This is a genomic window from Halomicrobium sp. HArcel3 (assembly GCF_058933135.1).
This window is the reverse complement of record NZ_JBZYDN010000005.1, coordinates 159,913-184,694: the sequence shown is the minus strand read 5'-3', so window position 1 is coordinate 184,694 and position 24,782 is coordinate 159,913. Positions and strand designations below refer to the sequence as shown.

General features: G+C 67.3%; 24 protein-coding genes and 1 pseudogene. 14 read left to right on the top strand and 11 right to left on the bottom strand.

Annotated features, from left to right (window positions below):
• Positions 1-52: 52 nt before the first annotated feature.
• Entirely contained in the window at positions 53-1,258 is a 1,206-nt protein-coding gene (locus AC5FRV_RS14405; RefSeq protein ID WP_493561779.1) for an inorganic phosphate transporter, read from the bottom strand.
• Positions 1,259-1,551: 293 nt separating this feature from the next.
• Between AC5FRV_RS14405 and AC5FRV_RS14400 the strand changes: the two genes are divergently transcribed.
• Positions 1,552-1,884: a DUF7344 domain-containing protein gene (locus tag AC5FRV_RS14400; protein ID WP_493561778.1), complete on the top strand. Its 333-nt coding sequence runs from the start codon at positions 1,552-1,554 to the stop codon at positions 1,882-1,884.
• Between the two features lie 42 nt (positions 1,885-1,926).
• Here the strand turns inward: AC5FRV_RS14400 and AC5FRV_RS14395 are convergent, their stop codons facing one another.
• Positions 1,927-3,120 carry a mandelate racemase/muconate lactonizing enzyme family protein gene (locus AC5FRV_RS14395; RefSeq protein WP_493561777.1) on the bottom strand — a complete coding sequence of 398 codons (1,194 nt, stop codon included), beginning with the start codon at positions 3,118-3,120 and terminating at the stop codon, positions 1,927-1,929.
• A gap of 216 nt (positions 3,121-3,336) precedes the next feature.
• Between AC5FRV_RS14395 and AC5FRV_RS14390 the strand changes: the two genes are divergently transcribed.
• Positions 3,337-4,248 (top strand): NmrA/HSCARG family protein, encoded by a 912-nt coding sequence (locus AC5FRV_RS14390; RefSeq protein WP_493561776.1) that lies wholly within the window; start codon positions 3,337-3,339, stop codon positions 4,246-4,248.
• 7 nt (positions 4,249-4,255) lie between these two features.
• Here the strand turns inward: AC5FRV_RS14390 and AC5FRV_RS14385 are convergent, their stop codons facing one another.
• The gene (locus AC5FRV_RS14385; RefSeq protein WP_493561775.1) at positions 4,256-4,714 is read right to left on the bottom strand and encodes a DUF6653 family protein; all 459 of its coding nucleotides are present in this window, start codon (positions 4,712-4,714) and stop codon (positions 4,256-4,258) included.
• A 257-nt stretch (positions 4,715-4,971) separates the two neighbouring features.
• On the opposite strand from AC5FRV_RS14385, the gene AC5FRV_RS14380 reads away from it, so the two are divergent.
• The 5 genes from AC5FRV_RS14380 (at position 4,972) to AC5FRV_RS14360 (ending at position 10,544) form a co-directional block, all read left to right on the top strand.
• The gene (locus AC5FRV_RS14380; protein ID WP_493561774.1) at positions 4,972-5,517 is read left to right on the top strand and encodes a helix-hairpin-helix domain-containing protein; all 546 of its coding nucleotides are present in this window, start codon (positions 4,972-4,974) and stop codon (positions 5,515-5,517) included.
• 439 nt (positions 5,518-5,956) lie between these two features.
• On the top strand, positions 5,957-6,634 hold the full coding sequence (locus AC5FRV_RS14375; RefSeq protein WP_493561773.1) for a DUF7344 domain-containing protein: 678 nt from the start codon (positions 5,957-5,959) through the stop codon (positions 6,632-6,634).
• A gap of 384 nt (positions 6,635-7,018) precedes the next feature.
• A complete protein-coding gene (gene leuS, locus AC5FRV_RS14370) occupies positions 7,019-9,700 on the top strand; it encodes a leucine--tRNA ligase (protein ID WP_493561772.1) in 2,682 nt (893 codons plus the stop codon).
• Between the two features lie 85 nt (positions 9,701-9,785).
• Positions 9,786-10,061 (top strand): hypothetical protein, encoded by a 276-nt coding sequence (locus AC5FRV_RS14365; protein ID WP_493561771.1) that lies wholly within the window; start codon positions 9,786-9,788, stop codon positions 10,059-10,061.
• Positions 10,062-10,106: 45 nt separating this feature from the next.
• Positions 10,107-10,544: an acyl-CoA thioesterase gene (locus AC5FRV_RS14360; protein ID WP_493561770.1), complete on the top strand. Its 438-nt coding sequence runs from the start codon at positions 10,107-10,109 to the stop codon at positions 10,542-10,544.
• A 3-nt stretch (positions 10,545-10,547) separates the two neighbouring features.
• On the opposite strand, the gene AC5FRV_RS14355 is transcribed toward AC5FRV_RS14360, so the two are convergent.
• Together AC5FRV_RS14355 and AC5FRV_RS14350 are read right to left on the bottom strand one after the other, a co-directional pair.
• Positions 10,548-10,802: a DUF123 domain-containing protein gene (locus AC5FRV_RS14355; RefSeq protein WP_493561863.1), complete on the bottom strand. Its 255-nt coding sequence runs from the start codon at positions 10,800-10,802 to the stop codon at positions 10,548-10,550.
• Positions 10,718-10,975 (bottom strand): annotated as a pseudogene (locus AC5FRV_RS14350) (hypothetical protein); the annotation flags it as partial. The pseudogene AC5FRV_RS14350 and the gene AC5FRV_RS14355, both read right to left, overlap by 85 nt.
• A gap of 189 nt (positions 10,976-11,164) precedes the next feature.
• Here AC5FRV_RS14350 and AC5FRV_RS14345 point away from each other — a divergent pair.
• On the top strand, positions 11,165-11,803 hold the full coding sequence (locus AC5FRV_RS14345; RefSeq protein WP_493561769.1) for a rhomboid family intramembrane serine protease: 639 nt from the start codon (positions 11,165-11,167) through the stop codon (positions 11,801-11,803).
• A 459-nt stretch (positions 11,804-12,262) separates the two neighbouring features.
• On the opposite strand, the gene AC5FRV_RS14340 is transcribed toward AC5FRV_RS14345, so the two are convergent.
• On the bottom strand, positions 12,263-13,000 hold the full coding sequence (locus AC5FRV_RS14340) for a ribonuclease H-like domain-containing protein (RefSeq protein WP_493561768.1): 738 nt from the start codon (positions 12,998-13,000) through the stop codon (positions 12,263-12,265).
• Between the two features lie 220 nt (positions 13,001-13,220).
• Between AC5FRV_RS14340 and AC5FRV_RS14335 the strand changes: the two genes are divergently transcribed.
• From AC5FRV_RS14335 to AC5FRV_RS14320, 4 genes are all read left to right on the top strand, one after another.
• On the top strand, positions 13,221-14,441 hold the full coding sequence (locus AC5FRV_RS14335; RefSeq protein WP_493561767.1) for a PQQ-binding-like beta-propeller repeat protein: 1,221 nt from the start codon (positions 13,221-13,223) through the stop codon (positions 14,439-14,441).
• Between the two features lie 277 nt (positions 14,442-14,718).
• Positions 14,719-15,957 carry an outer membrane protein assembly factor BamB family protein gene (locus AC5FRV_RS14330; RefSeq protein WP_493561766.1) on the top strand — a complete coding sequence of 413 codons (1,239 nt, stop codon included), beginning with the start codon at positions 14,719-14,721 and terminating at the stop codon, positions 15,955-15,957.
• Positions 15,958-16,020: 63 nt separating this feature from the next.
• Positions 16,021-16,401 carry a universal stress protein gene (locus tag AC5FRV_RS14325; protein WP_493561765.1) on the top strand — a complete coding sequence of 127 codons (381 nt, stop codon included), beginning with the start codon at positions 16,021-16,023 and terminating at the stop codon, positions 16,399-16,401.
• 40 nt (positions 16,402-16,441) lie between these two features.
• Complete coding sequence (locus tag AC5FRV_RS14320) at positions 16,442-17,956, top strand: glutamate-cysteine ligase family protein (RefSeq protein ID WP_493561764.1); 1,515 nt, start codon at positions 16,442-16,444, stop codon at positions 17,954-17,956.
• A gap of 343 nt (positions 17,957-18,299) precedes the next feature.
• Here AC5FRV_RS14320 and AC5FRV_RS14315 read toward each other — a convergent pair whose 3' ends face one another.
• The gene (locus tag AC5FRV_RS14315; protein WP_493561763.1) at positions 18,300-18,749 is read right to left on the bottom strand and encodes a TIGR00725 family protein; all 450 of its coding nucleotides are present in this window, start codon (positions 18,747-18,749) and stop codon (positions 18,300-18,302) included.
• A 129-nt stretch (positions 18,750-18,878) separates the two neighbouring features.
• Between AC5FRV_RS14315 and AC5FRV_RS14310 the strand changes: the two genes are divergently transcribed.
• Positions 18,879-19,730: a hypothetical protein gene (locus AC5FRV_RS14310; RefSeq protein WP_493561762.1), complete on the top strand. Its 852-nt coding sequence runs from the start codon at positions 18,879-18,881 to the stop codon at positions 19,728-19,730.
• 271 nt (positions 19,731-20,001) lie between these two features.
• Here the strand turns inward: AC5FRV_RS14310 and AC5FRV_RS14305 are convergent, their stop codons facing one another.
• Entirely contained in the window at positions 20,002-20,742 is a 741-nt protein-coding gene (locus tag AC5FRV_RS14305; protein ID WP_493561761.1) for a beta-ketoacyl-ACP reductase, read from the bottom strand.
• Positions 20,743-20,859: 117 nt separating this feature from the next.
• On the opposite strand from AC5FRV_RS14305, the gene AC5FRV_RS14300 reads away from it, so the two are divergent.
• On the top strand, positions 20,860-22,131 hold the full coding sequence (locus AC5FRV_RS14300) for an alkaline phosphatase family protein (RefSeq protein ID WP_493561760.1): 1,272 nt from the start codon (positions 20,860-20,862) through the stop codon (positions 22,129-22,131).
• Between the two features lie 64 nt (positions 22,132-22,195).
• Here AC5FRV_RS14300 and phaC read toward each other — a convergent pair whose 3' ends face one another.
• From phaC to AC5FRV_RS14285, 3 genes are read right to left on the bottom strand one after another with little or no spacing between them, the layout of a single operon-like run.
• Positions 22,196-23,638 carry a class III poly(R)-hydroxyalkanoic acid synthase subunit PhaC gene (gene phaC, locus AC5FRV_RS14295; protein ID WP_493561759.1) on the bottom strand — a complete coding sequence of 481 codons (1,443 nt, stop codon included), beginning with the start codon at positions 23,636-23,638 and terminating at the stop codon, positions 22,196-22,198.
• A gap of 2 nt (positions 23,639-23,640) precedes the next feature.
• On the bottom strand, positions 23,641-24,186 hold the full coding sequence (locus AC5FRV_RS14290) for a poly(R)-hydroxyalkanoic acid synthase subunit PhaE (protein ID WP_493561758.1): 546 nt from the start codon (positions 24,184-24,186) through the stop codon (positions 23,641-23,643).
• A 42-nt stretch (positions 24,187-24,228) separates the two neighbouring features.
• Complete coding sequence (locus tag AC5FRV_RS14285) at positions 24,229-24,780, bottom strand: hypothetical protein (RefSeq protein WP_493561757.1); 552 nt, start codon at positions 24,778-24,780, stop codon at positions 24,229-24,231.
• Positions 24,781-24,782: the final 2 nt, after the last annotated feature.

Genomic DNA, 24,782 nt, shown 5'->3' with positions numbered 1-24,782 from the left:
GTCACCGAGATCCGGACCAGTTCTCTCCTGTGGCCACGCCGGGTCGATTTCGTCATCCACCCAGGACGAAGGCCAGCGCCCGGTAGAGGCCGAAGCCGACGAGGATCGAACTGACGAGCGTGATCACCCAGAACGCCAGGGTGACGCCGATTTTCCGGCGGGAGACGCCGGCCGACCCGCCGGCGAGACCGCCGCCGATGACGCCGGAGATGATGATGTTGTTGAACGAGATGGGGATGCCGAGCGAGATGGCCGCCTGGGCGATGACGAACCCCGGCACGAGCGCGGCGATGGACCGCCGGATGCCGAGCTGGGCGTACTCGCGGGACGTGGCCTGCAGGAGTCGCGGGGCGCCCATCCACGCGCCGCCGAGGATGCCCGCCGCACCCAGCGCGAGGAGGACGATTCCCGGGAGGCCCAGTTCGGCGGTGTAGAGGTTCTCCAGCGGCCCGGTCGCCAGCCCGACCTGGCTCCCGCCGCTGGAGAAGGCGACGACGCTCCCGAGGACGACGAGGAAGGTCCGGACGCCCTGGTCGACGGACTGCTGTGTCCGTCGGCGGATGAACTGGAAGCTCACGGCGGCGGCAGCCAGCGTGACGAGGACGGCGACGACGTCGAGGCCGACGACGGTCGGCGCCTCGACGGATCCGGCGACGAATCCGGCGATGGAGTTCTGTGCCTGACCGGGCGGGGACGGGATGACGCCGAGCTGGACGTTGGCGATGATCCCGCCGACGAGGGCGGCCAGCAGCGGAACGCCCACCGTCTCCGGGATGTCGTCGCGCCGGAGCACGGTCGCCGTCAGGTACGCGAGACCACCGGAGACGGGCGGGACGAGGACCCAGAACGTCGCGATACGCCGATAGGTGTCGAAAGTAGGGTCGCCGCCGAGCGAGAGGCCGACGCCGACCATCGCCCCCGTCGTCGCGAACGCCGCAGGCACCGGATAGCCGGTGTAGACGCCGAAACCCATGAACAGCGTCGCGGTCAACAGCCCCGCTGTCGCAGCCAGCGAGGTGATGGCGACGCCGTCGATCAGGCCGGCGCCGACGGTTTCCGAGATGGCACCGCCCTGGGTGAGCGCGCCGAGCGCCGCGAGGATCCCGATGAGGAACGCCGCCCGCATCGTCGAGATGGCGTTGGCGCCGATGGCGGGTGCGAACGGCGGCGAGTTACTGTTGGCACCGAGGGCCCACGCGGTGACCAGGCCGGTGACCGTCGCGAGGGCAACGAGGCCCCAGAAGATAGCGTCTGCCACGGTCAGTGATTCCGTCCCCGGGATCCGGGAACGCGACACCTGATTTCGCTCATCGTCGGTACCGTCGCCCCGAACGTGGAAAGTATTGACGCACCTGGCCGTCTCCTGCCGGTTCAGATCACGCCCTGGACGCCCGCGATAATCGTTCGGTCCGGCCGTCGTCGAAGTTGGCCGGTGCCTACGTCCTGGCGACGCCACCTGCTCGGGTTTCCCTATCCAATTAGGCCGCGTTGTTTTTACACGGTTGTTCCTTTAGTTTACTATGCACTGCGTAATCTACCAGGTGGTGATCGATGACCGCTGACGACACTACTGTCGTCGCTCGCCCTCACTCCGCGGAGGAGCTCGACGAGGTGTTCGACGCGCTCGCACATCGCTATCGGCGGGCGATCATTCAGCGCCTGGAGTGGGGCGAACCAGCGACGCTCGACGACCTCGTCACCCTGATAACCGACAGAGACGACTCAGCGGCGGCCAGTGACGTCCGCACGGCACTCGTCCACAACCACCTCCCACGGCTCGCCGAGACCGACGTGATCACCTACGACGCCGAGACGCACGTGACCGAACTCGACGACGCCGTCGCCGAGCGCGCGATCCTGGCGGCCGTCCACGGCTCGGAGTGAGCCGGGACGGACGACACTCGCTCTTCCCCCGTACCTGTTCTTTCACTCCTCGTCCAGTACCGTCTCGCCGTCGGCCACGAACTCGGCGACGGTGTCCAGATCCAGCGTCACGCCGAGGCCGGGGTCGTCGGACAGCGGGATGCCACCGTCCTCGATGACCGAGTCCTCCTCGACGAACTCGGGCCAGTCCGGGTCGTCACGGCCGTGCCACTCCAGGGCGAGGAAGTTCGGGATGGCGGCGCCGACGTGGGCGCTGGCGACCGTTCCGAGCGGCGAGGAGACGTTGTGGAGCGCGACGGGGATGTAGTAGTCCGAGGCGCTCCACGCCGCGCGCGCCGTCTCGAACATCCCGCCGAACTTGGGCATGTCCGGCTGGAGGACGTCGACGGCCTGCTCCTCGATGAGCTGGCGGACGCCGTGGGTGCGGTAGAGGTTCTCGCCGGCACAGATGGACGTCTCCGACGCCCGGGTGACCTCGCGCTGGACGTCGAGGTTCTCCGGCGGGACGACGTCCTCGAGCCACCAGACGTCGTAGTCCTCGACGGCCTGGGCCAGTTTGGTCGCGCTCTCGCCGGCGTAGTTCCAGTGGCAGTCGAAGGCGACGTCGGCGTCGTGGCCGACGCGCTCGGTGACGGCCTCGACGACGCTGGCCTTGTAGTCGATGGCCTCGGCGTTGAGGTGGCGGTTGTGCCGGTCCTTCTCGTAACGTTTGCTGGCGTCGAGGTCGAACTTGATCGCGTCGAACCCCTCGTCGACGACCACCTCGGCGGCGTCGGCGTAGCTCTCGGGCGCGTAGATGTCGACGTCGTGGGCGTCCCGGTCCGCCGGGTCGTGGGCGCCGCCGAGGTGGGCGCCGGCGTGACAGTCGACGTACACCCGCGGCGCGTCGCGGAACTTCCCGCCGAGCAGCTGGTAGGCCGGTTGCTCCTCCAGCTTGCCGGCCAGGTCGTGGAGCGCGACGTCGATGCCGGCGATGGCCGACACCGTCGTCCCGGCCAGTGACCCGGTCGCCGAGGTGTACTCGAACAGTTCGTGGACCAGCGGCCCGATGTCGCGCGGGTCCTCGCCGAGCAGGCGGTCGCGGCACTCGCCCTCGACGATGTCGCCGACGCCGCCGCCCCAGTAGGCCTCGCCCGTGCCCGTCACGCCCGCGTCCGTGTAGACGCGGACGAACGTCCACGACCAGTCAGCGTCGACTTGCGTCGCCTGCACGTCCGTGATCTCGACGTCTTCCATGGCTTCGGGTTTTCGGGGTACGCTAATGAAGGCCATGGCTACTGTCGGATCGATCGCAGGAACACCGACGGCGCCGAACCGTGGTCTAGCACGTGCCTAAACCCGCGATACTCTCGGCCGTCGGCGACTGCGGACCGGGGGCCAGTGACATCGACGTCACGTGGTCACATTCGTGTAGCAGAAAAGACACATACGGGGGCGCCGGAGTAGCAGTCGATGACAGACACCCAGCGAATTCTCGTCACCGGTGCGACGGGGAACCAGGGCGGTGCGGTCGTCGACCACCTGCTCGCGGCCGAGCAGTCCTTCGACGTCCGCGGTTTGACCAGGGACGCGGGCAGCGACGCCGCCGCGGCGCTCGAAGACCGCGGCGTGACGATGGTCGAGGGCGACCTCGACGACCCGGACTCCGTCCGGGCCCACGTCGCCGACGCGGACGCGGTGTTCGCCGTCACCAACTTCTGGACCCAGGGGTACGACACGCAGGTCCAGCAGGGACAGAACCTCGCCGACGTCGCCGCCGAGGAGGGCGTCGACCAGTTCGTCTTCAGCGGCGTCGGGAGCCACGAGCGCGACACCGGCGTCCCGCACTTCGACTCGGCCTGGGACATCGAGCAGTACGCCCAGGACCTGGACCTGCCACTGACCGTGCTCCAGCCCGTCTTCTTCTTCGAGAACTTCGAGGCGTTCGCGGAGGACATCGTCGAGGACGGCCAGATCGCACTCCCGCTAGCCGAGGGCGTCTCCCTGCAGATGGTCGGCGTCGACGACGTCGGCCACGCCGCCGCAGTCGCCTTCGCGAACCTCGACGAGTTCGTCGGCGAGCGGGTCGAACTGGCTGGCGACGATCTGACACTGGACGAGACGGCCGCGGTGCTCTCCGAGGTCACCGGCGTCGACGTCGAGGCGGTCCACGTCCCCATCGACGACGCCTACGACTCCTTCGGCGAGGAGTTCACCGTCATGTGCGAGTGGTTCAACGAGGTCGGCTACGACGCGGACGTCGACGCCCTCGAGGACCGCTTCGGCTTCGCCTTCACCGACCTGGAGACGTACCTCCGCGAGAACGGCTGGGCGGACAAGCAGGGGATGGCGTCGGTGCCCGGCTGGGTCAAGGCGATGCAGTGACGTCCGTCTAGACCGACTCCGCCGCACCGTCGTACTGGCGCGCGATCAGTTCTATCCACCCGAACTTCAGCCCCATCGACGCCGCCAGCGCGACCGTCGCCCGGACCGGCCGTCGGCGATAGGCGGCCAGCAGCGCGTAGCAGAACGTCGGGACGTTGGCGACGTTGAGCACGTTGGGCCAGCCGAGGCTCATCGTCGCGTTCCCCTCCGCGAGCCACCACCGCTCGGCCTCGACGGCGCGTTTCATCCAGCTCTCGGCCTCCGGGTCGGGGCGGCCGAACAGTACCGGATTGAGGGCCGTGAACGCCACGGCGAAGACGAACAGTCGCCAGCTCCGCCGGTAGAGCGCGAGGAGGAGCAGCGGTCCAGTGAGCGTCCGCGACCAGCCGCTCTTCGGATTCGAGTGTCGCGACCAGAACGCGTCTTCGAGCCGTTCAGCCAGTCCGACTTCGTCCGTCGTCGCCATACCCGTACCTGCGCACGCAGAGGTCAAAAACCTGCGCGACGCGGCGTCTATCGCTTTCTCTCCGGCGGGGATTGCAACGTCGCCCTGCACGATAGCCGAACCGCTCGCCTGCCCGCCCGTACGAGCCAGATACGTACCCGTCGAATTCGAATAGCCTGCGTAAGCGACGCCCTCTATAGCGCCCGGAGACTCCGTCGAACCGAGGGACGACGTGCCGGTCGCGGAAAACGAACACGGCACCCGCTCCCCGTCCGACAATGACACAGACGCAGTTCGCCCACCCGAAATCCAACAGAACTGACTTCGACATCGGCCTCGTCTTCGCGGACCAGCGCACCGGCGACCTCCGGAAGGTCGTCTACGCCGACGACCGCGTGGTGCTCGTCCGGGACGAGACGGCCCACTCGACGCTCGTTCCACGCGCGTCGTTCGTCGCCGAGCTCGACGCGCGCTACCGCCGGCGTCCGGCGGCGGATCCCGACGTCGCCGGCGGGCCGTTCGAACGATTGCAGGACCTGCTCGCCGAGTACGATCGCCAGGACGGCCGTAAAGCCGAGCACAAGGCCGACGCCCTTCGCGAAGCGCTCGGTCGAGTCGAAAATCCCGACGATGACGACGAACCAGTATCCCCGGAGGTCCCCTTCGAAGCCGTCGACGGCATCGGTCCCTCGACTGCGGCGAAGCTCCGGTCCCGGGGGTTCGTCACCGAAGCGGACGTCAGGACGGCCTCGGACGACGCCCTGCTCGGCGTGGCCGGCGTCGGTCCGGCGAACCTGACCGCGATACGCGAGTTCGTCGACTGATAGTGGTAGTTGTAAGCCCGTACCGGCGAACGCCGGTGAAAAGTAACAACTACCACTATGAGGTGCCACCGACGGCGGTAATCCACCGTTTTTCGCGACCTGCAGACGGACGTCGAGTAACTCTCGGTTACGGTGTTCGATCGCCCGCTCCGTTCTCGGCGCGACGGTCGAGCGGTGCCGCCTCCGCCGATTCTCCGCCCGGGCGGCGGAACGCATTCCTGGTGCCGACGCGACCAGATTCCCCGCTCGCGAATGTCTTGCCCTTTCCGGTGAAGCAGTTCACCCTCCGGGAATACGCCGCGGTTACGCCGGGTCGGTTCCAGCTTACTCCGATCTGGGTCCCAGTCCTCTCCGGACTTCTACCGACTGATCGCGGCATACGTACGACGATAAAGAATTAGGAAGACCCCTTAACCCCGAAAGCGCCGTTCGGAGGAGTATGGAATCAGAGAGCGTTCACGCACGTTCGGACCGGACGAATTCGGTCCTCGTCGCCCTGGCGGCCTCACGCCGCCGGATCGCACTCGCCGCACTCGTCGACGAACCAGGCCCCGTCTCCGTCGGGGTCCTCGCGAAGCGCGTCGCCGACGACCGCGACGCGTCGACCGACGTGACCGACGACCGACGCGAACACGTCGCCCTCGTCCACCGCGAACTGCCGAAACTCGACGCGACCGGCCTCGTCGAGTGGGACCGCGACGCCGACACCGTCGCGGCCGCCGACCACCCCGCGCTCGGTAGTCCGCAGATCCGCCGCGTCCTGGCGGCGCCCGAGGCGGAGTGGGACGACGTCCTGGAGTGCCTGGCCCACGACCGCCGCCGGACGGCCCTCTCCATCGTCGTCGACCACGGCGGCGCCATCGGCCGTCGGAACCTCGCGCGGCGGACCCTCGCCCGCGAGCGGGACGCCCCGACGTCGTCGCTCTCGGCGAACGACGTCGACGACGCGCTCGCGTCGCTGTACCACGTGCACCTGCCGAAACTCCGCGACGCCGGACTCGTCGTCGACGACGGCCTCGAGACGGTCCGGTACGCCGACCATCCCGACGTGGACGAGGAGTCGCTGACGCTCGACGCCAGCCAGGGCGCCGCACCGATGGCGCTCGTCTCCAATTGACCCGGGGATGGCCAGGCTTCCCGAGACTGAGCGCCCTGACCCGCTTTTTCGGTTCTCACTGCACGCTCGTTCGGAGCCCCTTCACTCCGTTCGGCGCCTCCCGCTGCTCTCGGCTCCCTGCGATCGCCGTTCGCTTGTTTGACGTCCCCTCGCTTCGCTCGGCGACGCCCGTCGGTCGCGCCCCGTCCTGCTCACGGCTCGCGTTGCTCGCCGTTCGCCTATAAGATGGTTCCTCACTGCGTTCGGAACCATCCTGCTCGCGTGTCGCTCACTTCGTTCGCTCCCGCTCGCAATAAGACGGGCCGCTCCCGTCGGTCGCGCCCCGTCCTTCCCCCGAACAATCTTGTATCCAGCACTCCCACCCTCACCAACGACGAATTTCCGATGACGGATCGCTACAACCACGCACAGGTCCGGGAGTACTGGCAACACGTCTGGGAGCGGGAGGGGGTGTACGAACTCGACGAGGGGGCGTCGGACCCGACGTACGTCCTGGGGATGTTCCCCTACACGTCGGGCGCGCTCCACATGGGGCACGTCCGAAACTACGCCATCACGGACGCCTACACGCGCTACCGCCGGATGCAGGGCGACGACGTCCTCCATCCGATGGGGTGGGACGCGTTCGGCCTCCCGGCGGAGAACGCCGCCTACGAGCGCGACACCGACCCCGAGTCCTGGACCCGTAGCTGTATCGAGCGGATGCGCGAGGAACTGGAGACGATGGGCTTTGGCTACGACTGGTCCCGGGAGATCACCACCTGCGACCCCGAGTACTACCGCTGGAACCAGTGGCTGTTCGAGCAACTGTACGACGAGGGCCTGGTCGAGTACGAGGGCGCCGCCGTGAACTGGTGTCCCGACTGCGAGACGGTGCTGGCGGACGCGCAGGTCGTTACGGACGGAGACGACGGTAGCCACGGGAATGGCGCGTCCCACGGCCACGTCGAGGGCACGTGCTGGCGCTGTGAAACGCCGGTCGAGCGGCGCGAACTCGACCAGTGGTTCTTCGCGATCACCGACTACGCCGACGAACTCGTCGACGGCCTCGACGACCTCGACGGCTGGCCCGAGGGCGTTCGGGACAGCCAGCGCAACTGGATCGGCCGACAGGAGGGCGCCGAAATCTCCTTCGAGATCTCCGGCCACGGCGACGTCGCGGTGTTCACGACCCGGCCGGACACCGTCTTCGGCGCGACCTTCCTCGCGGTCTCTCCGGGCCACGAACTGGCCGACGAACTCGCGAGCGACGACGGTGACGTGGCCGAGTACGTAGACCAGGTCAGGAACGGCCCCGGAGACGCGGACGGCGCCACCGACGGTCCCTCCGGCATCGAGACCGACGCCGTCGCCGTCCATCCTCTCTCCGGCGAAGAGCTCCCCGTCTACGTCGCCGACTACGTCCTCGACGACGTGGGCACGGGCGCGGTCATGGGCGTGCCCGCCCACAACGAGCGCGACCACGCCTTCGCGACGGCCCACGACCTTCCGATCGAACAGGTGGTAGAACCAGTAGGCGGCAGCGATGCGGGGCTCCCGGACGCACCGTTCACCGGGGAAGGGATGCTCACCGACAGCGGCGACTACGACGGCCTGGCGAGCGCCGCCGCGACCGAGCGACTCCTGGCCGAAGCGAACGCGTTCGAGGAAGCGACGACCTACCGTCTCCGGGACTGGCTCATCTCCCGCCAGCGCTACTGGGGGACGCCGATTCCGGTCGTCCACTGCGAGGAGTGCGGCCCGGTGCTGGTCCCCGAGGACGACCTCCCGGTCGAACTCCCCGAGTTCGTCCAGACGACCGGGAACCCGCTCGACGCGGCCGAGGAGTGGAAGCGGGTCGACTGTCCCGACTGTGGCGGCCCGGCCGAGCGCGAGACGGACACGATGGACACCTTCGTCGACTCTTCGTGGTACTACCTCCGCTATCTCTCGCCACACCTCGATTCGGCCCCCTTCGACCAGGAGAGAGCCGACGAGTGGCTCCCGGTGGACGTCTACGTCGGTGGCGAGGAACACGCCGTGCTCCACCTGCTGTACATCCGCTTTTTCGCCCGGGCGCTCGCCGACGCGGGCCTGCTCGACCGTCGGGAACCCGTCGAGCGCCTCATCAACCAGGGAACGGTGCTCCACAGCGGCGAGAAGATGTCCAAGTCGAAGGGCAACGCCGTCGCGCCCCACGAGTACGGCGCCGAGACCACCAGGTTATTCGTCCTCTCGGCGGCCCACCCCCAGCAGGACTTCGAGTGGACCGTCAAGGACGTGCGGTCGGCCTACGACTTCCAGCAGGAGATCTACGGGATGGTCGCGGACTTCGAAGCGAGCGGTGGCGGTCGAACCGACCAGGCGCCCCACGACGCCTATCTGGAACGTGAAATCGACCGGACCATCGCCGCCGTCACCGACGAGTACGCGCGCTTCCGCTTCCACCAGGTCGTCAGCGAACTCCAGTCGTTCGCGCGGCTGCTCCGTCGCTACCGATCGTACGACGAGCCCTACCGCTTCGCCTACAGCCGCGGCCTGCGGACGCTCGCGAAACTGATCGCGCCTATCGCTCCCTACCTCGCCGAGGAACTCTGGACCAAACTCGACGGCGACGGGCTGATCGCCGAGGCCGACTGGCCCGCTCCCCTGCAGGAGGTGGACGAGTACGCCCTGGAACGCGACCTGGTCCGGACGACGCTGGCCGACGTCCGCGACATCACCGACGTCGTCGACATCACCGACCCTGACCGGATCGAACTCGTCGTCGCCCAGCCGTGGAAGTACGACGCCTACGAAATTGCCCGGACTGCGAGCCCGGACGAGGCCGTTGTCGGCACCATCATGACGGAGGATAGGATCCAGCAGCACGGCGACGCGGCCGCCGACTTCGCGAACTGGCTCGCCGCGGAGCAGGCCGTCCTCGAACCGGTGCTCGACGCCGAGCGCGAACACCAGATCATCGAGGAGGCCGCCTGGCTGTTCGAGGAGGAGTTCGACGCCGCCGTCGAAGTCCGTCGCGCCGCGGACGGCGACGACCTGGCGCCGAAGGCCCGCCCGAACAAGCCCGCTATCCACATCAGTTGACGCGCCCGTACGAAAACCACTGGACGGTGCGGGTGCCAGCAGCTGTCACTGTGGTTATAAGTGGGTTGCGACCCATATTGCTACCATGGCATTCGACAACGTCACGTTCTTCGAGGTAAACCTGCCCAACGAAGTATTCAGTAGCGGTCGCGTCGACGAGACCGACGTCGAGCACGTCGACGTCGATGCGGACGACGACCCGGACCAGTCCGGCGGCTCCAAGGGGAAACTGTTCCTCGTCGCGCTCGTGCTCGCCGGCGTCGCCATCGCGGTCCAGCGATACCGTTCCGGCGACGACGACGAGGAGATCGAGATGGCCTACGAGGAACCCGGCGTCGAAGTCGAGCGCACCGAGCCCTGACCGGCCAGCCGCTGCCTTTTTTCCCGCATCGACCCAACCTCGCACATGCCCGCGCTCGAGGACACTCATATCGTCAACCGCCACCGCGTCCAGCCCAACCACGCCAACAACTACGAGTCAGCCCACGGCGGGATCGTGATGAAGTGGATGGACGAGATCGGGGCGATGTCTGCGATGCGCTTCGCCGGGGAAGCCTGCGTCACCGCGGCGACTGACGGTCTGGAGTTCAAACGACCGATCCCCGTCGGCGACACCGCCCTCGTCGAGGCGTACGTCTACGACGCCGGTCGGACGAGCGTCGACGTGCGGGTACGCGCCTCCCGCGAGAACCCTCACACCGGCGAGACCCAGCGCACAACCGACGCGCACTTCGTCTTCGTCGCCATCCGGGACGGGAAACCAACACCCGTGCCCGAGGAACTCACTGTCGAGACCGAGGCGGGAGAGCGCCTCCGCGCCGAAGCCCAGGCGGACTCCCAGTAGTCTTCACTCACGCGCGTCGCGGTGGGCCTGCTCGACTGCGTCGACGAGCACGTCCCGTTCCTCGCGGTAGACGAGATGCGACTCACACCCGCAGTCCGAGGACCCGAAGTCGGCCACCCGTTCGCCGCCGATCTGCCCGGCTATCGCACACTCTGCCTCGACGTCCGCCGTTTTCACCGCGACATCCAGTCGCGTGGCCGGGTCGCCGAGCAGGTAGTCGACGTGCCAGTGTCGGACGTCGCGCTCGCCGCTGGCGATCTCGCGGTGGCGGTCGACCCGACTGATAGTGGTGGTTGTAACTTTTCACCGACGTTCGACGGCACCGGCCACGTCGAACGCCGGTACGGGCTTACAACCACCACTATGAATCCGCCCGGGCCGAACGCGCTCCCGACGTAGGCGTACCAGCCCGCGGGGAGGAGGACCTCGCCGAGCGCGCCGACCGCGACGGCGTCGCTCACGGTTCGTTCGACGACGAGCGTGTACGTTCCGACTGGCATCGGCTCGGTCCCCCGTTCGACCGCCGTCGGTCTATGCGTTCCGGCCCCGGCCGCGCTGGCGACTCGGTGATCACGACCCGGTCCCCACGTTTCATGTATGCTGCACTACATAGTGTCGGTATGCGCCGCCGCCTGCTGGAGAGTCCGACGTTCACCCTCCTCGGGGTGTTCGCCGTCGTGTTCGCCGTCCAGTCGCTCGTCGGAGTCGTCTCCGGCCCGCTCGCGTCTCGTTCCCTGTTCGCGCTCTCGACGCCCGTCGCCGTGGAGCCGTGGACGGTGATCACCAGCGTCTACGCCCACGGCGGCATCTCCCACCTCGCCGCCAACGCCGTCGCGCTCGTCCTCGTCGGTTTCCCGCTCGAACGGGAGACGACGGCGCTTCGCTTCCACGCCTTCTTCCTCCTCACGGGCGCACTCGCCGGCCTCGCCGAGGTGTGGTTCGCCGCCGTCGTCGGGTCGATGCTCCCCGGCATCGTCGCCCAGGTGAACGTCCTCGGCGCCAGCGGCGCCATCTTCGCGCTGTTCGGCTACCTGCTGACGAGCAACCGCCTCACCGACCGCGTCGTCGGCAATTTCGAGGTGAGCCCGCGCGTCCAGCTCGCCCTGTTCGCCGTCGTCGCCGGGGCTATCACCGTCGCGACGGCGAGCCAGCAGGTCGCTCTCGTCGCCCACTTCACCGGGCTGTTACTCGGACTGCTCGCTGGTCGGCTGCACGTCCTCCGGCGCCGGTCGAACCACCCCGCGCCGGGGGTCGCCTGACCGGATCAGGACCGCCGTTCGACCCCTCTGTTTCCACTCGAAACGATCGGGTCTGGCTTCCGTGTCGCGGTTTCCCGATCGATTCCCGCGGAGCGAACGCTCTGTCGGGCGATTCTCCACATGAAACGATGGGGTACCGGAGTGGGCTGACGCAGCTCGCAATTGTGATGGCGCCGAACGGAGTGAGGCACCATCCTACTCGCGGTTCACTGCGTTCACCGTTCGTCCTCAAGCTGGCCCGGCCTTCGGCCGCGCCAGCCTACTGCTCGCGGTTCACTCCGTTCACCGCTCGCATATAGGTGGTTCTTCCCTGCGGTCAGAACCACCCTACTCACGGGTCGCTTCGCTCCCCGTTCGTCCTTTAGCTGGCCCGGCCTTCGGCCGCGCCAGCCTACTACTCGCGGTTCACTCCGTTCACCGCTCGCATATAGGTGGTTCTTCCCTGCGGTCAGAACCACCCTACTCCACAAAAACGTCCTCGTGCAACCGCCCAGTGACCTCCTCGGCGAGGGTCTCCAGGTTCTTCGTGTCCTCGCGGTTGTAGGAGATCAGCGTCTCCAGCGAGCCGTCCTGCCCACGTTCGTGTTCGCGCCAGAGGCGAACCGCGTCCTCGCCCGAGATGTCCGGCCGATCGCGCTTGATGCCGATGGCCTGCTCGATGGGCTTGAGCCCGCCGGAGAGGCCGATCTGTTTACAGGTGTACATCAGGTCGAGGTGTGGGATATCGAGGTCGACGTCGTAGCTGGTTTCGAGGAAGGGGACGTCGAAGCGTTTGCCGTTGAAGGAGACCAGCAGGCCAGCGTCGGCGAAGGCCGCGCGGAGCGACTCGGCAGTCAGGTCGTCGCCCCGGACAAGCGTCGTCGTCTCGCCGTCCTGGTGGAGGCTCACCGTGGTGACGTCACACCACTGGGGTTCGAGGCCGGTGGTCTCGATGTCGAAAAAGCACGCCTGGTCGGCGAACGTCTCGTAGAGGCGCCAGCGCTCCCCGGAGGGGAATCGCTCGTCGAAGAAGCGGACGTTCTCGTCGTCGAGGTGGGATCGCCCTTCGTCGATGAACGCCTCGATGCGCTCGCCCGTCTTCGGCCCGACCGGTTCGGGGTGGAAGTCGTCCCAGTGAGTGACGCCCGCCTCCCACAGCCCGCGCTCGGTCTTCTCGCCGACGCCGCTGACCCCGATGAACGAATTCTCGACCCGCACGACACTAGGTGGGGTCGCGGTCGCAGTTAAACTCGTGGATCGACCGTCCGCAGTCGGTGGGTCTGCCCCGACGCGACCTGGATCCGGCACCACGCCGCGTCGTCCGCTGACTGGAGCGACGCCGCCGTTTTTCCCGCTTCCGAACGGGCGGATAGCAGGTGGCTAGTGGAATTTACGACCCGATTAATAATCTTTCCATCGTTAGATTATTTTTCCGAAGATGACGAGGAAAACAAGGCGTTCGTTCCTTCGCAACGCTGGACTGGGGGGTACCGTGTTACTCGGGCTCGGTGTCGGACCTGGCGCGGGGGCTGCCGAATCGACGACGGGGGTCGAGTGGTCGCTGGCCGACGCGACGACGGACTGGCCGACGTATCGCGGCACCGCAGCCCGGGCCGGATTCACGTCGGCGGCGGGGCCGGTCGATGCGCCGGCGTCGCGTCGCCTCGCGGAGTCGGGACCGTCTATCGACAGCAACCTGGCCGTCGCAGACGGCGTGGCCTACTTCGTCCGGAACCGGGCGCGACCGAGCCTGGCCGCGTTCGACCTGGACCAGGAGACGACGATCTGGGAGACGGTCGTCACGCCGGGATCGGCGGCCGGCGTGACCGTCGCTGACGACACGGTCTACGTCGTCGGCGGATCCCAGCAGTCGCCCGAGTGCGTCCCGGTCCCGCCCACGCTGGCGGCGGTCGACGCGGCCGACGGGACCGTCGAGTGGGACCACGAGTTCGACCCCGTCACGGTCACCTGGCCGACGGTCGCCGACGGCCGGACGTTCGTGGCGGCGGACGACTCGCTCGTCGCCATCGACGACGGCGGGACCGTCGCGTGGCGAACGGATCTGGCGGACGGGACGGCCGCCGACCGCACGCTCGTCCCGACCGTCGCGGACGGCCTCGTGGTCACGGCGGACGAGGACGGCGTCGTCGCAGTGGATCAGGCCGACGGTTCCGAGGCGTGGCGCCACGACGTCCCCGACGCGGGACGTCCGTCTATCGCAGACGGCAGCGTGTACGCGACCACCAGACACGGCGTCGTCGCGATCGAACTCGCCGACGGTACCGAGCGATGGCACGCGAACGGGTCGCCGTCCGACGGATCCACCGACCCCTCCGGCGTGCCGGCGGTCGGCCCCGACCGCCTGTACGTCCCCGTGGACGAGGAGCACGTCGCGGCGCTCTCGACGGCGGACGGGTCGACCGAGTGGCGGTCCGACCGCCTCGGGGACGTCTCGGTCACCGTCGGCGGTCAGACCGTCTACGCCGCCGTCTCCGACCCCGAAAGCCGGCAGGTCGCCGTCTACGCGCTCGACTCGGCCGACGGCGAAACCCGCTGGGAGTTCGAACCGGAGTCGCCGTTCCCGGTCCAGTCGCCTGCCATCGCGGGCGACGCGTTGCTGTTCGGCGGCGACGCGCTGACCGTTCTGACCGGGGAGTGATCTCGGATCGGTGGGGGCGATTCCGGTCATAATACGACGTTATGTCGATAACAGTCAATTAAATACGGATCCGGATGGGAATTCCGGCCAGGCAGCAATCTCTCACGTGCTGGGTTGGGTGCCACAGCGCCGCCGTCAGGTCCTGACGGCGTTCCTCTCTCGAATACTGCACTCGCCGAACACTCCGTGATCCTCGCGTTGTGTGGTAGATAATCCGAAATTTAGCCGGCTTATCGGATTGGTAGTAATTGATTCTCTCCTCAATGCCTCACCTACCATGACCCGAGAAACACGCCGCTCGTTCGCGCGGCGAGTCGCGGCGGCCAGTACGCTCCTGGCCGGAAGTGGATCCGTGATCGGTTCGGCAGCGGCGGAGGCACCGTGTCTGCCGGAAACGGAACGTCCCGCGGTTCAGTGGCGCGAGACGTTCGAGGTGGACAGTGGCAAGCCGATGTCCTTCGAATCTCCGCCCGCCGTAACCGACGACGCCGTCGTCGTTGCCGGGGCGGCGGGGGCGAGCGAATTCTGTCCACCAGCGGAGGCGACTGGCAACGCCATCGTTTCGCTCGCTCGTTCGAGCCAGGAACGGCAGTGGTCCTACGACGTCGGTATGCCGGTCACGCGTGGGATCGATGTGACCGGTGGGACTGTCCTTGCCGGGACCGTGGACCGGCTCCTCGCCCTCGACGCGGCGGACGGGAGTGTTCAGTGGCAGGTGGACGACGGGGTGTCCGTGGCGGCCGCGTTCGTCCACGACGGCGACACAGTGTACGCACCGGTAACCGGCGGCTCGTCCAGTGAGACGTCGTTGGTGGCGCTAGACGTGGCTTCCGGCACCGAACGGTGGCGGTTCGACGGCTCGGACGGCGCGCTCTCGACGATCGACGACCTGGCCATCGGCGACGGGCAGGTGTACGTCGAGGCGGAGACCGACGGCGAGGACGCCGTCATCGCAGTCGAGGCCGCTACGGGCCGTCGAAACTGGTCCGTAACCGGCAGACACCGCGGACTGGTTGGTTCCGAAGCGGGGTACGTCTTCACCAGCGACATGGGCGAGTCCTTCTCACAGCCCGTACTTGCCTCGTGGGATCCTTCTGACGGCTCCGAGGTGTGGCGAACCGGTATCGACCGTGGCATCCACGAGGTCGGGGTCGCGAGCAGCGACGACACTGTCTACGTTCCAAACGTCGGATTCGACACGAATCACCGGGGCGTAGAAGCGGTCGCCTTCGACGACGGCGCCGAGCGCTGGTCGAACCCACTGAACGAGTTCGAACGGGACGTCTCGGGCGCGACGATGGATCCCTACGCCTCCCACACCGCCAGGCCTGCCCTGGCCAACGGCACTCTCTACCTCTCCTACGAGCGGTACGTGGTCGCCCTCGATCCGTCCGATGGGACGGTCCTGAACTACTACGAAGGGGAGACTGACCTCGGCGGCGTCGCAGCGAGGGACGACGCCGTCTACGCCACCGACGAAGGAGGGCGGCTTACCGCGATCGACCCCCTGCCGTAACCCCTTCCTTTCCGGTGGAGGATCGCCACAACTGGTTTGCGTCTCCGGAGTCCACACCCGCGCATGACGCGTTTTCTGGTGGCGACGGCCTCGGTCCACGTGACCGCGGCCGCGGTGGACTACCTCGAAGACCGTCTCGATCCGGGGACAGACGAAGTGGTGGTCGTCGGCGTGACCGGGCCGGACGCTTCGGACCGGGACGTGGCCGACGCGGCCAACGTCGCACGCGCTCGACTGGCGACGTCGACGCCGACTGTCGAGACGCGCGAGGGCACAGTCCTCCCGGAATTGCTGGCGGCAGTCGACGAGCACGACCCCGACGAGCTGATCGTCGGCCCCAACCGCGGCGGGCCAGGGGCCGCGGGCGTCGGGTCGACGGCACAGGCGTTGCTGGCCGAACTGGACCGGCCCGTCGTCGTGGTACCGACTCCCGCGCTCTCCTGACTCCCCCGCGCTTAACACGGACGGACGCCAAGCCGCGGACATGTCTGCCTCGGAACTGGCGAGTCAGGTGGCCGCGGCCCTGGAGGTCGACCCCGAGGAGTTTCAGGAGCGGGCGGCCGCGGAGGCCGACCGGCTCAAAGAGGAGGTCCGGGCCGGCACCTTCGACAACACCCAGGCCATCGTCGGGCTGGAGCTGGAGCTGTACGGCGTCGACGACCAGACCGACGCGCTCCGGCGGATGCCTCGCGAACTGCTCGGGCTCATCGGTTTCGAGAAGGAGCTGGGGCTGCACAACGCGGAGATGCAGACCAGCCCACAGCCGCTGAACTCCTACGGGCTGTCGGCACAGGTCGCCGAACTCCGGGCCAACCTCGCGCCCGCCCAGGAGCGGACGGGCCACCAGGGGATCCGGCTCGTCAGCGACGGCATGTGGACGGTGCCGCCGACGGGCGAGACCGCCCGGAGCTACCTCTCGGACTCCGTCGAGGAGCAGGGCGTGCGGCTGGCGACCAACATGTCCGACGCCGTTCGCTACCACGTCATGGCCAACGCCGACTATCCGGCCGGCATGCGCCTCGACGCCCCGCACGTCTCCCTCTCCTGCGACACCGTCATGCCGGAGAGCCTCATCACCTCCATCCAGCCCCACTACCAGATCCCCCACGCGCCGGACCTCCCCGAGTACTTCAGCTACGCGCTCCGGATCGCCGGCCCGCTGCTCGCACTGGGGGTCAACGCCCCCTTCTTCCCGCCGGACCTGTACGACGACGCGCCCGACCCCGAAATCGTCGCCGATGCCCGCATGGAGAACCGCATCGGCGTGTTCGAGACCGTGCTTAACGCGGCGGACGACCAGTACGAGGACAAGGTCCGCTTCCCGCCGGACTTCGAGACTGTCGAGGACGCCATCGACGACGTGCTCGCGGACCACACCATCGTCCCGATGGACGTCCCCGAGGGCGACCGCTTCGACGACGCCTTCGCGCACTTCCGGCACAAACACGGCTCCTACTGGCGGTGGATCCGCCCCGTCTTCGACGGCGCCTCCCGGTCGGCCGCCAACGCCCGCATCGAGTTCCGCCCACTGCCCGGCCAGCCCACGCTCTCCGACGCCGTCGCCTTCCAGGCCGTCTTCGGCGGGCTGATGGAGGCACTCCCCCGCGTCGAACACCCCATCCAGGGCCTGGACTGGGCGACTGCGAAGACAAACTTCTACGCCGCCGCCAGCGACGGCCTCCGGGCCGACATGGAGTGGATCACGGTCGACGGGACCCACACCACCGACACCGACCAGCTCTACGGCGAACTGTTCGAGATAGCCCGGGAGGGCCTCGAACAGCGCGGCCTCTCGACGGAGGCGGCCCACTCCTACGTTCGCCCGCTCCGCGAGCGCGTCGACCGCCGCCTGACCCCCGCCCGCTGGAAACACGACCAGGTCCGCGAGGCCGTCGACGAGAACGTCCCCCTGGCTGAAGCCATCTGGGGGATGCAATCGCGCTACGTCGACCGACAGCAGGGGACCCTGCTGGAGGGAAGCTTCGTCGACTGGCTGTAGTCTGGTTTTGCACTTGACCCCTGACCTCCACCGTGGCGTGCGCTGTCGCGGCCTCCGGGCCGCGACGAAACCGCACGAGGGATGAGTGAACGAGCGAAGCGAGTGAACGAATCGGCTGGGGAGGCGTGTGGCCGTGATGCGGTACGTTCCTGGAGGAATGAAAGGGCGAGGCGCGGTCGACGAAGTCCGACGACGTAAGCACGCGAACGAAGTGAGCGCGCGCAGCGAGTCGCACGAGGCGAGCGGGCCGAGGGCTTTCTTCTGTTGGTATTTGGGCACTGAATCACGCCAGCCGAACCCCAGGACTCACTGAACTCCCGCGACCGCAACTTCGTTCCTCCCCTCACACCTTCGATTCCACGTAGTCGACGGCCTCGGGGGGCGTCCCGACCTCTTCGACGTGGTCGAGGCCGTCGATCCGGTGGGTCCCGAGCCCCGCTATCGGGCGGTCGTAGACGCCGGCGAAGCCGATCTCCGAGAGCGTCCCCGATCCGCCGTCGATGGCGATCACCGCGTCGCCGTTGAGCACGACGAGGTGGTTCCGGCCGTGACCAAGGCCGGTCGCGATCGCGGTGTCGACGAACTCGTTGGCGTCCGCCCGGCGCTCCGTCGGGAGGATACCGATCGTCTCGCCGTCCTCACGTTTCGCGCCCTCGCAGGCCGCTTCCATCACGCCGCCGAGGCCGCCACAGACCACGGTATGGCCGCGCTTCCCCAGCAGTTTGCCCACCTCGCGGGCCAGTTCGGCCGCCGCGTCGTCCACTGTGCCGCCGCCGATGACCGAGACGCGCATACCTGCCAGTGGGTCCGACGCCGCCGTGAATCCACCGCCGGCCGTGGCGACCCTCGCCGCGGCTCGCCACGGTCAAACCCTGATTTCACCCACCCGCGGCTTTTTTACGCCGGTCGAGGTGCTACTCGTATGGTCGACATCGACTCCGAGACGCTGTTCAACGGGGCGGCGGCCGCGGTCGCCACCATCGCCGTCCTCGTGTTCGTCCTCAACGTGGAACTGGGTTACTCGCCGGTGTCGGAGGTCGCCCTCGTCGCGGCGTTCCTGTCCGGCGTCTTCGCACTCACCCAGCGCTCCGACGACTACCAGCTGGTCCTGTTCGGCTACGCCGTCGTCGTCGTCAGCGCCGTCATCCTCTTCTTCGACGTCGTCGGGACGTTCGACCTCGGCGACGGACTGACCGTCCTCGGACTGCTGGTCCTGGCCGGGCTCCTGTTCGGCCTCCGGACGCGGCTCGACGCCGACGGCCAGTTCGTCAGCGGTCGGCTGGCGACCTACGCCTTCGGCGCGCTCGTCGCGCTGGCGGTCGTCGTCCTCGCCGTGGACGTCGTCACCGGCGGTCTCGCGTACGAGCTCCAGCACGACGCGACGGTCGAAGTCGACGGCGCCGACCGGCACCAGATCGAACTCGGATCGATCACCGCCACCAACCCGACGCCGCTCCCCGAGCGCGTCGAGGCACCCCGGTACGAGGCCTGTCCAGCCGGCAACTGGAGTGCCTACGCCCCGCCGTCGCCCCAGGGCGAACCCGAACGCGATGTCCACGTGAGCCTGTACGTCGACGACGGGTACAACGAACACGTCCTCGGCTTCGACTCGAAGTCGTACCCCGTGACGCTCGACGTTAACGGCGCGAACCTGTCCGGTGCGCAGTTCCCCGTCGAACGGACCGACGAGTGCCCGACGGCGGATGACGGCGAGCCCTACGTCGCCCTGTTCGAAGTATCGGACGAGGACCGATACTACGGCTACGCGCTCTAGAACGTTCTTCAGTTCGCACCAGCCTGCTCGAAATTTGTCGGCCCTTCACGTCGCTCGAAACCACCCTGCTCGCGTGTCGCTCCCTACGGTCGCTCCCGCTCGCAATCGAGGTGATTCCTCCCTGCGGTCGGAATCACCCTACCACACGGCTCACTTCGTTCGCCGTTCGTCCATAAGCTGGGCCCTCCCTACGGTCGGCCCCAGCCTGCTCGCGGTTCGCTCCGCTCACCGCTCGCACGGAAGATGGTTCTTCGCTCCGCTCAGAACCATCCTACCACTCCATCCCCCCATTCACCCCGATGATCTGGCCAGTCATGTAACTCGAATCCTCGCTGGCCATAAAGCGGATCACCGGCGCGATGTCGTCGATGGTGGCGAACCGATCGAGGGGAATGCGGCGGAGAATCTTCTCCTGGACGCGCTTGGGAACTTCCTCCAGCATGTCCGTCGCGACGAACCCGGGGGCGATGCAGTTCGCGGTCGACCCGGTGCTCGCGAGTTCCAGCGCGAGCGTCCGGGTGAAGCCGAACAGTCCCGATTTCGTGGTGGCGTAGTTGGCCTGCCCGTAGTTGCCCTGCTGGCCGACGACGGAGGAGACGTTGATCAGCCGGCCCGTCTCGGAGCGTTTGATGTCGTCCCAGAAACAGTGGGTGACGTTGAACACGCCGCCGAGGTTGACGTCGATGACGGCGTCCCAGTCCTCCTTGGTCATGTTGTCGAACTTCTTGTCGACGGTGATGCCGGCGTTGTTGACGAGCACGTCGAGGGGGCCAAAGGCCTCGTGAACCCGCTCGGCCAGCGCCTCCATGTCCTCGTACTTCGAGATGTCGCCCTGGGCGGCGATCGCTGTGCCGCCCGACTCCTCGATGGCGTCGACGACGTCGTGGGCCGCCTCCTCCGAGGACCGGTAGTTCACTACGACCTCGGCCCCGTGTTCGCCCAGGTCCTCGGCGATCCCGCGCCCGATGCCGCGAGACGACCCCGTGACCAGACAGGTCTGACCGTCCAACATGGGCTGACAATCGCACGCCGCGACAAAAAGGTACGCGTCGGGCGGTCTCCTACGAAGGATATAATCTGTCTACACACCGCCACCACACTTATTTACTAAGGTTTTGAGTAACTAGCAGTGATCCGAGAAGACGTTGAATTGACACTCCGCGATCGGCAAGCCCGGGACACCGGTCTCGTCCCCGCCTACCGCGACTACTGCCTGGCGAACGTCCCCGGCACCATCGGGGACGTCTTCGGCGTCGAGGTGGGTCCATCGCTCCCGGCGGATGTCGTCCCAATTGGATCGACGACCATCGAAAACGTCGTGGTCGTCCTCCTGGACGGTCTCGGTCTCCACCGCTGGAAGCGCGACCGGACCGACCACAGGTTCCTCGACAGAGTTTCCGAACGGGGCACTGTCACGCCGCTCACGAGCACCTTTCCGTCATCTACCGCGGCCGCGATAACGACGATCCACACAGCCGCGCCACCGGCCGCCCACGGCGTCTTCGGCTGGGATGTCCACCTTCCAGTCGAGGAAGCGGTCGTCTCGGTCTTCCCACACGAGGTTGGCGAGAACGCCGACGGACTGGACGCAACCCCGGTCGGGGCTGCGGACGTCGTTGCCGTCGAACCCATCTATCCGACGCTCGCTGACACGGGCGTCACGTCCCACGTGGTCCAGCCGGCGGACACGCTGGGAACTGACTACGCAGACGCCACCTTCCGTGGCGCGCGGCAGGTCCCCTACGACCAGTACGGAGCGGGTGCCGCGGGCCTGCGACGGATTCTAGAGACGAGCGTGGGCCCGACGTACGCCTACTGTTACGTGCCCGCGCTCGACAGTACCTCGCACGACAACGGTACTGACTCGAGTGCGTATCACGACGCGCTCGCCCGTGTAACTCGTCACCTCTCTCGCGAACTATACGACGACCTCGACAGCACCGTTGCTAGTGAGACGCTGCTGATCATCACTGCTGACCACGGCATGACAGATCTCGAACCTGGTCCCGCGGGCTGTCTCAACCTGGGTAAAATCGATGAGGTCACCGAGAACCTGGCGCGGTGGTCGTCGGGACGTGTGATCCCGCCGGTTGCCGACCCTCGCGGGACTCACTTCTGGCTTCGCCATGGGGCTGCCGACGTCGTCGTGGAAGCGCTCGAAGCGATGGGCGTGCGGACGTTCACTCGCTCGGAAGTGGCCGACCTCGGTCTGTACGGTCCCAGTCCGGAGCCGACGTTCGAGCGGCGATGCGGGGATCTAGTGTGCTATCATCCGGAGAAGAAACTCGTCGCCGACGAGACCGAGACGGTGGTTCCGAAGATTGGGATGCACGGCGGGCTGACTCCGCGAGAGATGTTGGTCCCGTTCGCGACCGCCCGGCTCGACGAACTGCAGACGTAGTCTCTTTTGCGGTCGCCACTAGGAAATCGGTCACCGCAAAAACGTTCCCGACGTCGACCCGCGTTCAGGCCTGGTCGATCCAGTCCTGTGCGCGCGTCTCGCTGGTCTGGGCGATCTCTGCGAGTTCGGCTGCCGAGTAGTCGGCGAGGTCGGCGACGGTCTCGACGCCGGCTTCGCGCAGGCGGTCCGCGTACGTCGGGCCGATGCCCGAGACCGAGGAGACGTCGGGCGACTCGTCCACGGCCTCGTCCGTCTGCTCCTCGACCGATTCGACGGCCTCGGCGGCTGCCTCCTCGGGCGATTCGATCTCGATGTCGACGGCGCCGTCGTCGGCTGCGCGCTGCTCGGCCGCCCCGCTCGCACTGTCGGCGGCTGCACGCTGTTCGGCCGCCCTGTTCCGCTCTTTGAACCAGTCGCTGGCGCGGGGCCAGACGTCCTCGTGGGACGAGGAAGACACCGAGAGGCCGATGTGGCCGGTGGCGTACTCGATGGTCTCGACGTCGTCGCTGGCGATGACGTCGTTGAACGGCTTCGAGGCCGACGCGGGGACGAGGTGGTCGTACTCGCCCATGAGCTGGAGGACGGGCATGGTGATCTCGTCCAGGTCGACGCGTTTGCCACCGATCTCCAGACGGTTGTGGTACAGATCGTTGTTCTGGTAGATCTTCTCCAGGAACTCGACGTACGTGTCGCCGGCGACGTCGACGCCCTCCGAGAGCCAGCGCTCCATCCGGCCGAAGTTCTCGACGAACCCCTCGTTCTCGAGGTTCTCCGCGAAACGGACGTACTTCGAGACGTAGTTGTCGACCGGGTCCATCAGCGCGAAGCCGACGTCGAGGTACTCCGCGGGGACGTTGCCGAACGTGTCGGTGATCGTCTCCGGGTCGTAGTACTCGTCGGAGCCCCACTCCTCGAGGACGCCGCCCGAGTCCTCGAAGCAGAGGCCGGCGGCCATCAGGCCCAGCGCGTTGACCTTCTCGGGGTGGAGCGCGCTGTACATGACGGACATGGTGCCGCCCATGCAGTAGCCGAGCAGGTTGATCGCGTCCTGACCGGAGCGCTCGCGGACCTCGTCGACGCAGTTCTCGACGTAGCGGTTGACGTAGTCGTCCAGCGTCAGATGCTGGTCGAGCCGCGAGGGCTCGTTCCACTTGATGAGGTAGACGTCGTGGCCGCCTTCGAGCAGGCGGCGGACGACCGAGCGATTGGGCTGCAGGTCGAGGATGTACGGCCGGTTTATCAGCGCGTACACGATGAGGATGGGAATCTCCTCCTTCTCCTCCTCGGGCACGTCGATGCCGGCTGCCTCGGCGTCGTAGTGGAGCAGTTCCAGCTTGTTCTCCTCGTAAACGACGTCGCTAGGGGTCTGGCCGACGTCGACGCCCTGCATCGTCTCGACGCTGTCGGGGACCGCCTGCGAGCTGTCGACGGCCTCCGTCATCGCCTCGATGGACTGGCGCTGCCAGTTGAACGCGGCGGCCCACGGGTTGGCGGGGTTGCTCGCCATGGCTAGTCCTCGAGTTCGTCGATGATGCGGTCGAGCTTCTGTTCGACCGAGTGCTGGCGTCGTTCCAGTTCGACGAGGCGTTCGCCGACCTCGTCGACGTCGTCCCGCGTCGGGAAGCCCAGCTGGGCGACGGTGTCCTGGCTGATGTCGTCGGCCTCCTGTTGCATCTCCATCATCGCCTCGACGAGCTGGCCGTTCGCGGCGGCGAAGGCACTCGTGCCCATGACGTGTTTGAACGCCTCGTTGGCGGACTGGAGCCAGATGTCCCGGAACTCCGTCGGGTCGACCTCCTCGCCCTGTGCGGCGTCGGTGGTCCGTTCGAGCATCTGCTCTGCGGCGTTCATCCACTCCTCGTAGGCCTGGTTGTACCCCTGGATGCCCTCGGCGAACTCGTCTTCCTCGGGGATGGAGTCCTCGACGGCGTCCGCCCAGGACTCGACGAAGGCCGCCTGGGCCTTCATGTTCTGTTCGACGGACTCGGAGACCGCCTCGTTCATCTGTTCGACCATCTCTGCCCACTCCTGTTGCATCTGGTTTGAATTACTCATTGGGAATCACATCGCGGCCGCGGTACAAAAAGCTGCGAGCGTTTACGCCTCGACGGCGTCGGCTGCTTGCTCCTGGACCTCGCGGACCTGGTCCTGTACCGCTTCGACCTGATCCTGGAGCTCCTCGATCTGGGTGCCCCACTGCTCGGCTGCTTCGACGGACTGTGCCTCGAGGTCCTCGTGGGCCTCGACGAGCAGGTCGACCTGCTCGTTCATCGCGGTCAGCACGTCCTCGGTGAGTTCGTCGTAGGCGTCGGTTTGCTCGACGAGTTCGGTCTCGACGTTCTCGAACGCCTCGGCGTGGTTCTCGAGCAGGAACTCGTACTGCTCGTCGACGGCCGCGCGGACCTCCTCGACGGTCGGCGCGACGCCGGGCACGGTAGCCTCGACGGTGTCGAGGTAGCTGTGGAAGGCCGTCTGGGCGAGCTCGACGCCGCGGCGCTGGGCCGACTCCTGGCTGTCGAGGCTGTCGACGACGGCGTCGGTGACGTTCTTCTGGAACGCGACGCTCTGCTCGAAGACCTTCTGGCTCTGTTCGATCGACTGTCGCTGCAGCTGGAACGCGGTGGTGACGGGGGTGGTGTATTCAGTCATGA

Coding starts and splice junctions, on each gene's coding strand:
- AC5FRV_RS14400 (WP_493561778.1), top strand. CDS start 1,552: ATGACCGCTGACGACACTACTGTCGTCGCTCGCCCTCACTCCGCGGAG.
- AC5FRV_RS14395 (WP_493561777.1), bottom strand. CDS start 3,120: ATGGAAGACGTCGAGATCACGGACGTGCAGGCGACGCAAGTCGACGCT.
- AC5FRV_RS14390 (WP_493561776.1), top strand. CDS start 3,337: ATGACAGACACCCAGCGAATTCTCGTCACCGGTGCGACGGGGAACCAG.
- AC5FRV_RS14385 (WP_493561775.1), bottom strand. CDS start 4,714: ATGGCGACGACGGACGAAGTCGGACTGGCTGAACGGCTCGAAGACGCG.
- AC5FRV_RS14380 (WP_493561774.1), top strand. CDS start 4,972: ATGACACAGACGCAGTTCGCCCACCCGAAATCCAACAGAACTGACTTC.
- AC5FRV_RS14375 (WP_493561773.1), top strand. CDS start 5,957: ATGGAATCAGAGAGCGTTCACGCACGTTCGGACCGGACGAATTCGGTC.
- leuS (WP_493561772.1), top strand. CDS start 7,019: ATGACGGATCGCTACAACCACGCACAGGTCCGGGAGTACTGGCAACAC.
- AC5FRV_RS14365 (WP_493561771.1), top strand. CDS start 9,786: ATGGCATTCGACAACGTCACGTTCTTCGAGGTAAACCTGCCCAACGAA.
- AC5FRV_RS14360 (WP_493561770.1), top strand. CDS start 10,107: ATGCCCGCGCTCGAGGACACTCATATCGTCAACCGCCACCGCGTCCAG.
- AC5FRV_RS14345 (WP_493561769.1), top strand. CDS start 11,165: ATGCGCCGCCGCCTGCTGGAGAGTCCGACGTTCACCCTCCTCGGGGTG.
- AC5FRV_RS14335 (WP_493561767.1), top strand. CDS start 13,221: ATGACGAGGAAAACAAGGCGTTCGTTCCTTCGCAACGCTGGACTGGGG.
- AC5FRV_RS14330 (WP_493561766.1), top strand. CDS start 14,719: ATGACCCGAGAAACACGCCGCTCGTTCGCGCGGCGAGTCGCGGCGGCC.
- AC5FRV_RS14325 (WP_493561765.1), top strand. CDS start 16,021: ATGACGCGTTTTCTGGTGGCGACGGCCTCGGTCCACGTGACCGCGGCC.
- AC5FRV_RS14320 (WP_493561764.1), top strand. CDS start 16,442: ATGTCTGCCTCGGAACTGGCGAGTCAGGTGGCCGCGGCCCTGGAGGTC.
- AC5FRV_RS14315 (WP_493561763.1), bottom strand. CDS start 18,749: ATGCGCGTCTCGGTCATCGGCGGCGGCACAGTGGACGACGCGGCGGCC.
- AC5FRV_RS14310 (WP_493561762.1), top strand. CDS start 18,879: ATGGTCGACATCGACTCCGAGACGCTGTTCAACGGGGCGGCGGCCGCG.
- AC5FRV_RS14305 (WP_493561761.1), bottom strand. CDS start 20,742: ATGTTGGACGGTCAGACCTGTCTGGTCACGGGGTCGTCTCGCGGCATC.
- phaC (WP_493561759.1), bottom strand. CDS start 23,638: ATGGCGAGCAACCCCGCCAACCCGTGGGCCGCCGCGTTCAACTGGCAG.
- AC5FRV_RS14290 (WP_493561758.1), bottom strand. CDS start 24,186: ATGAGTAATTCAAACCAGATGCAACAGGAGTGGGCAGAGATGGTCGAA.
- AC5FRV_RS14285 (WP_493561757.1), bottom strand. CDS start 24,780: ATGACTGAATACACCACCCCCGTCACCACCGCGTTCCAGCTGCAGCGA.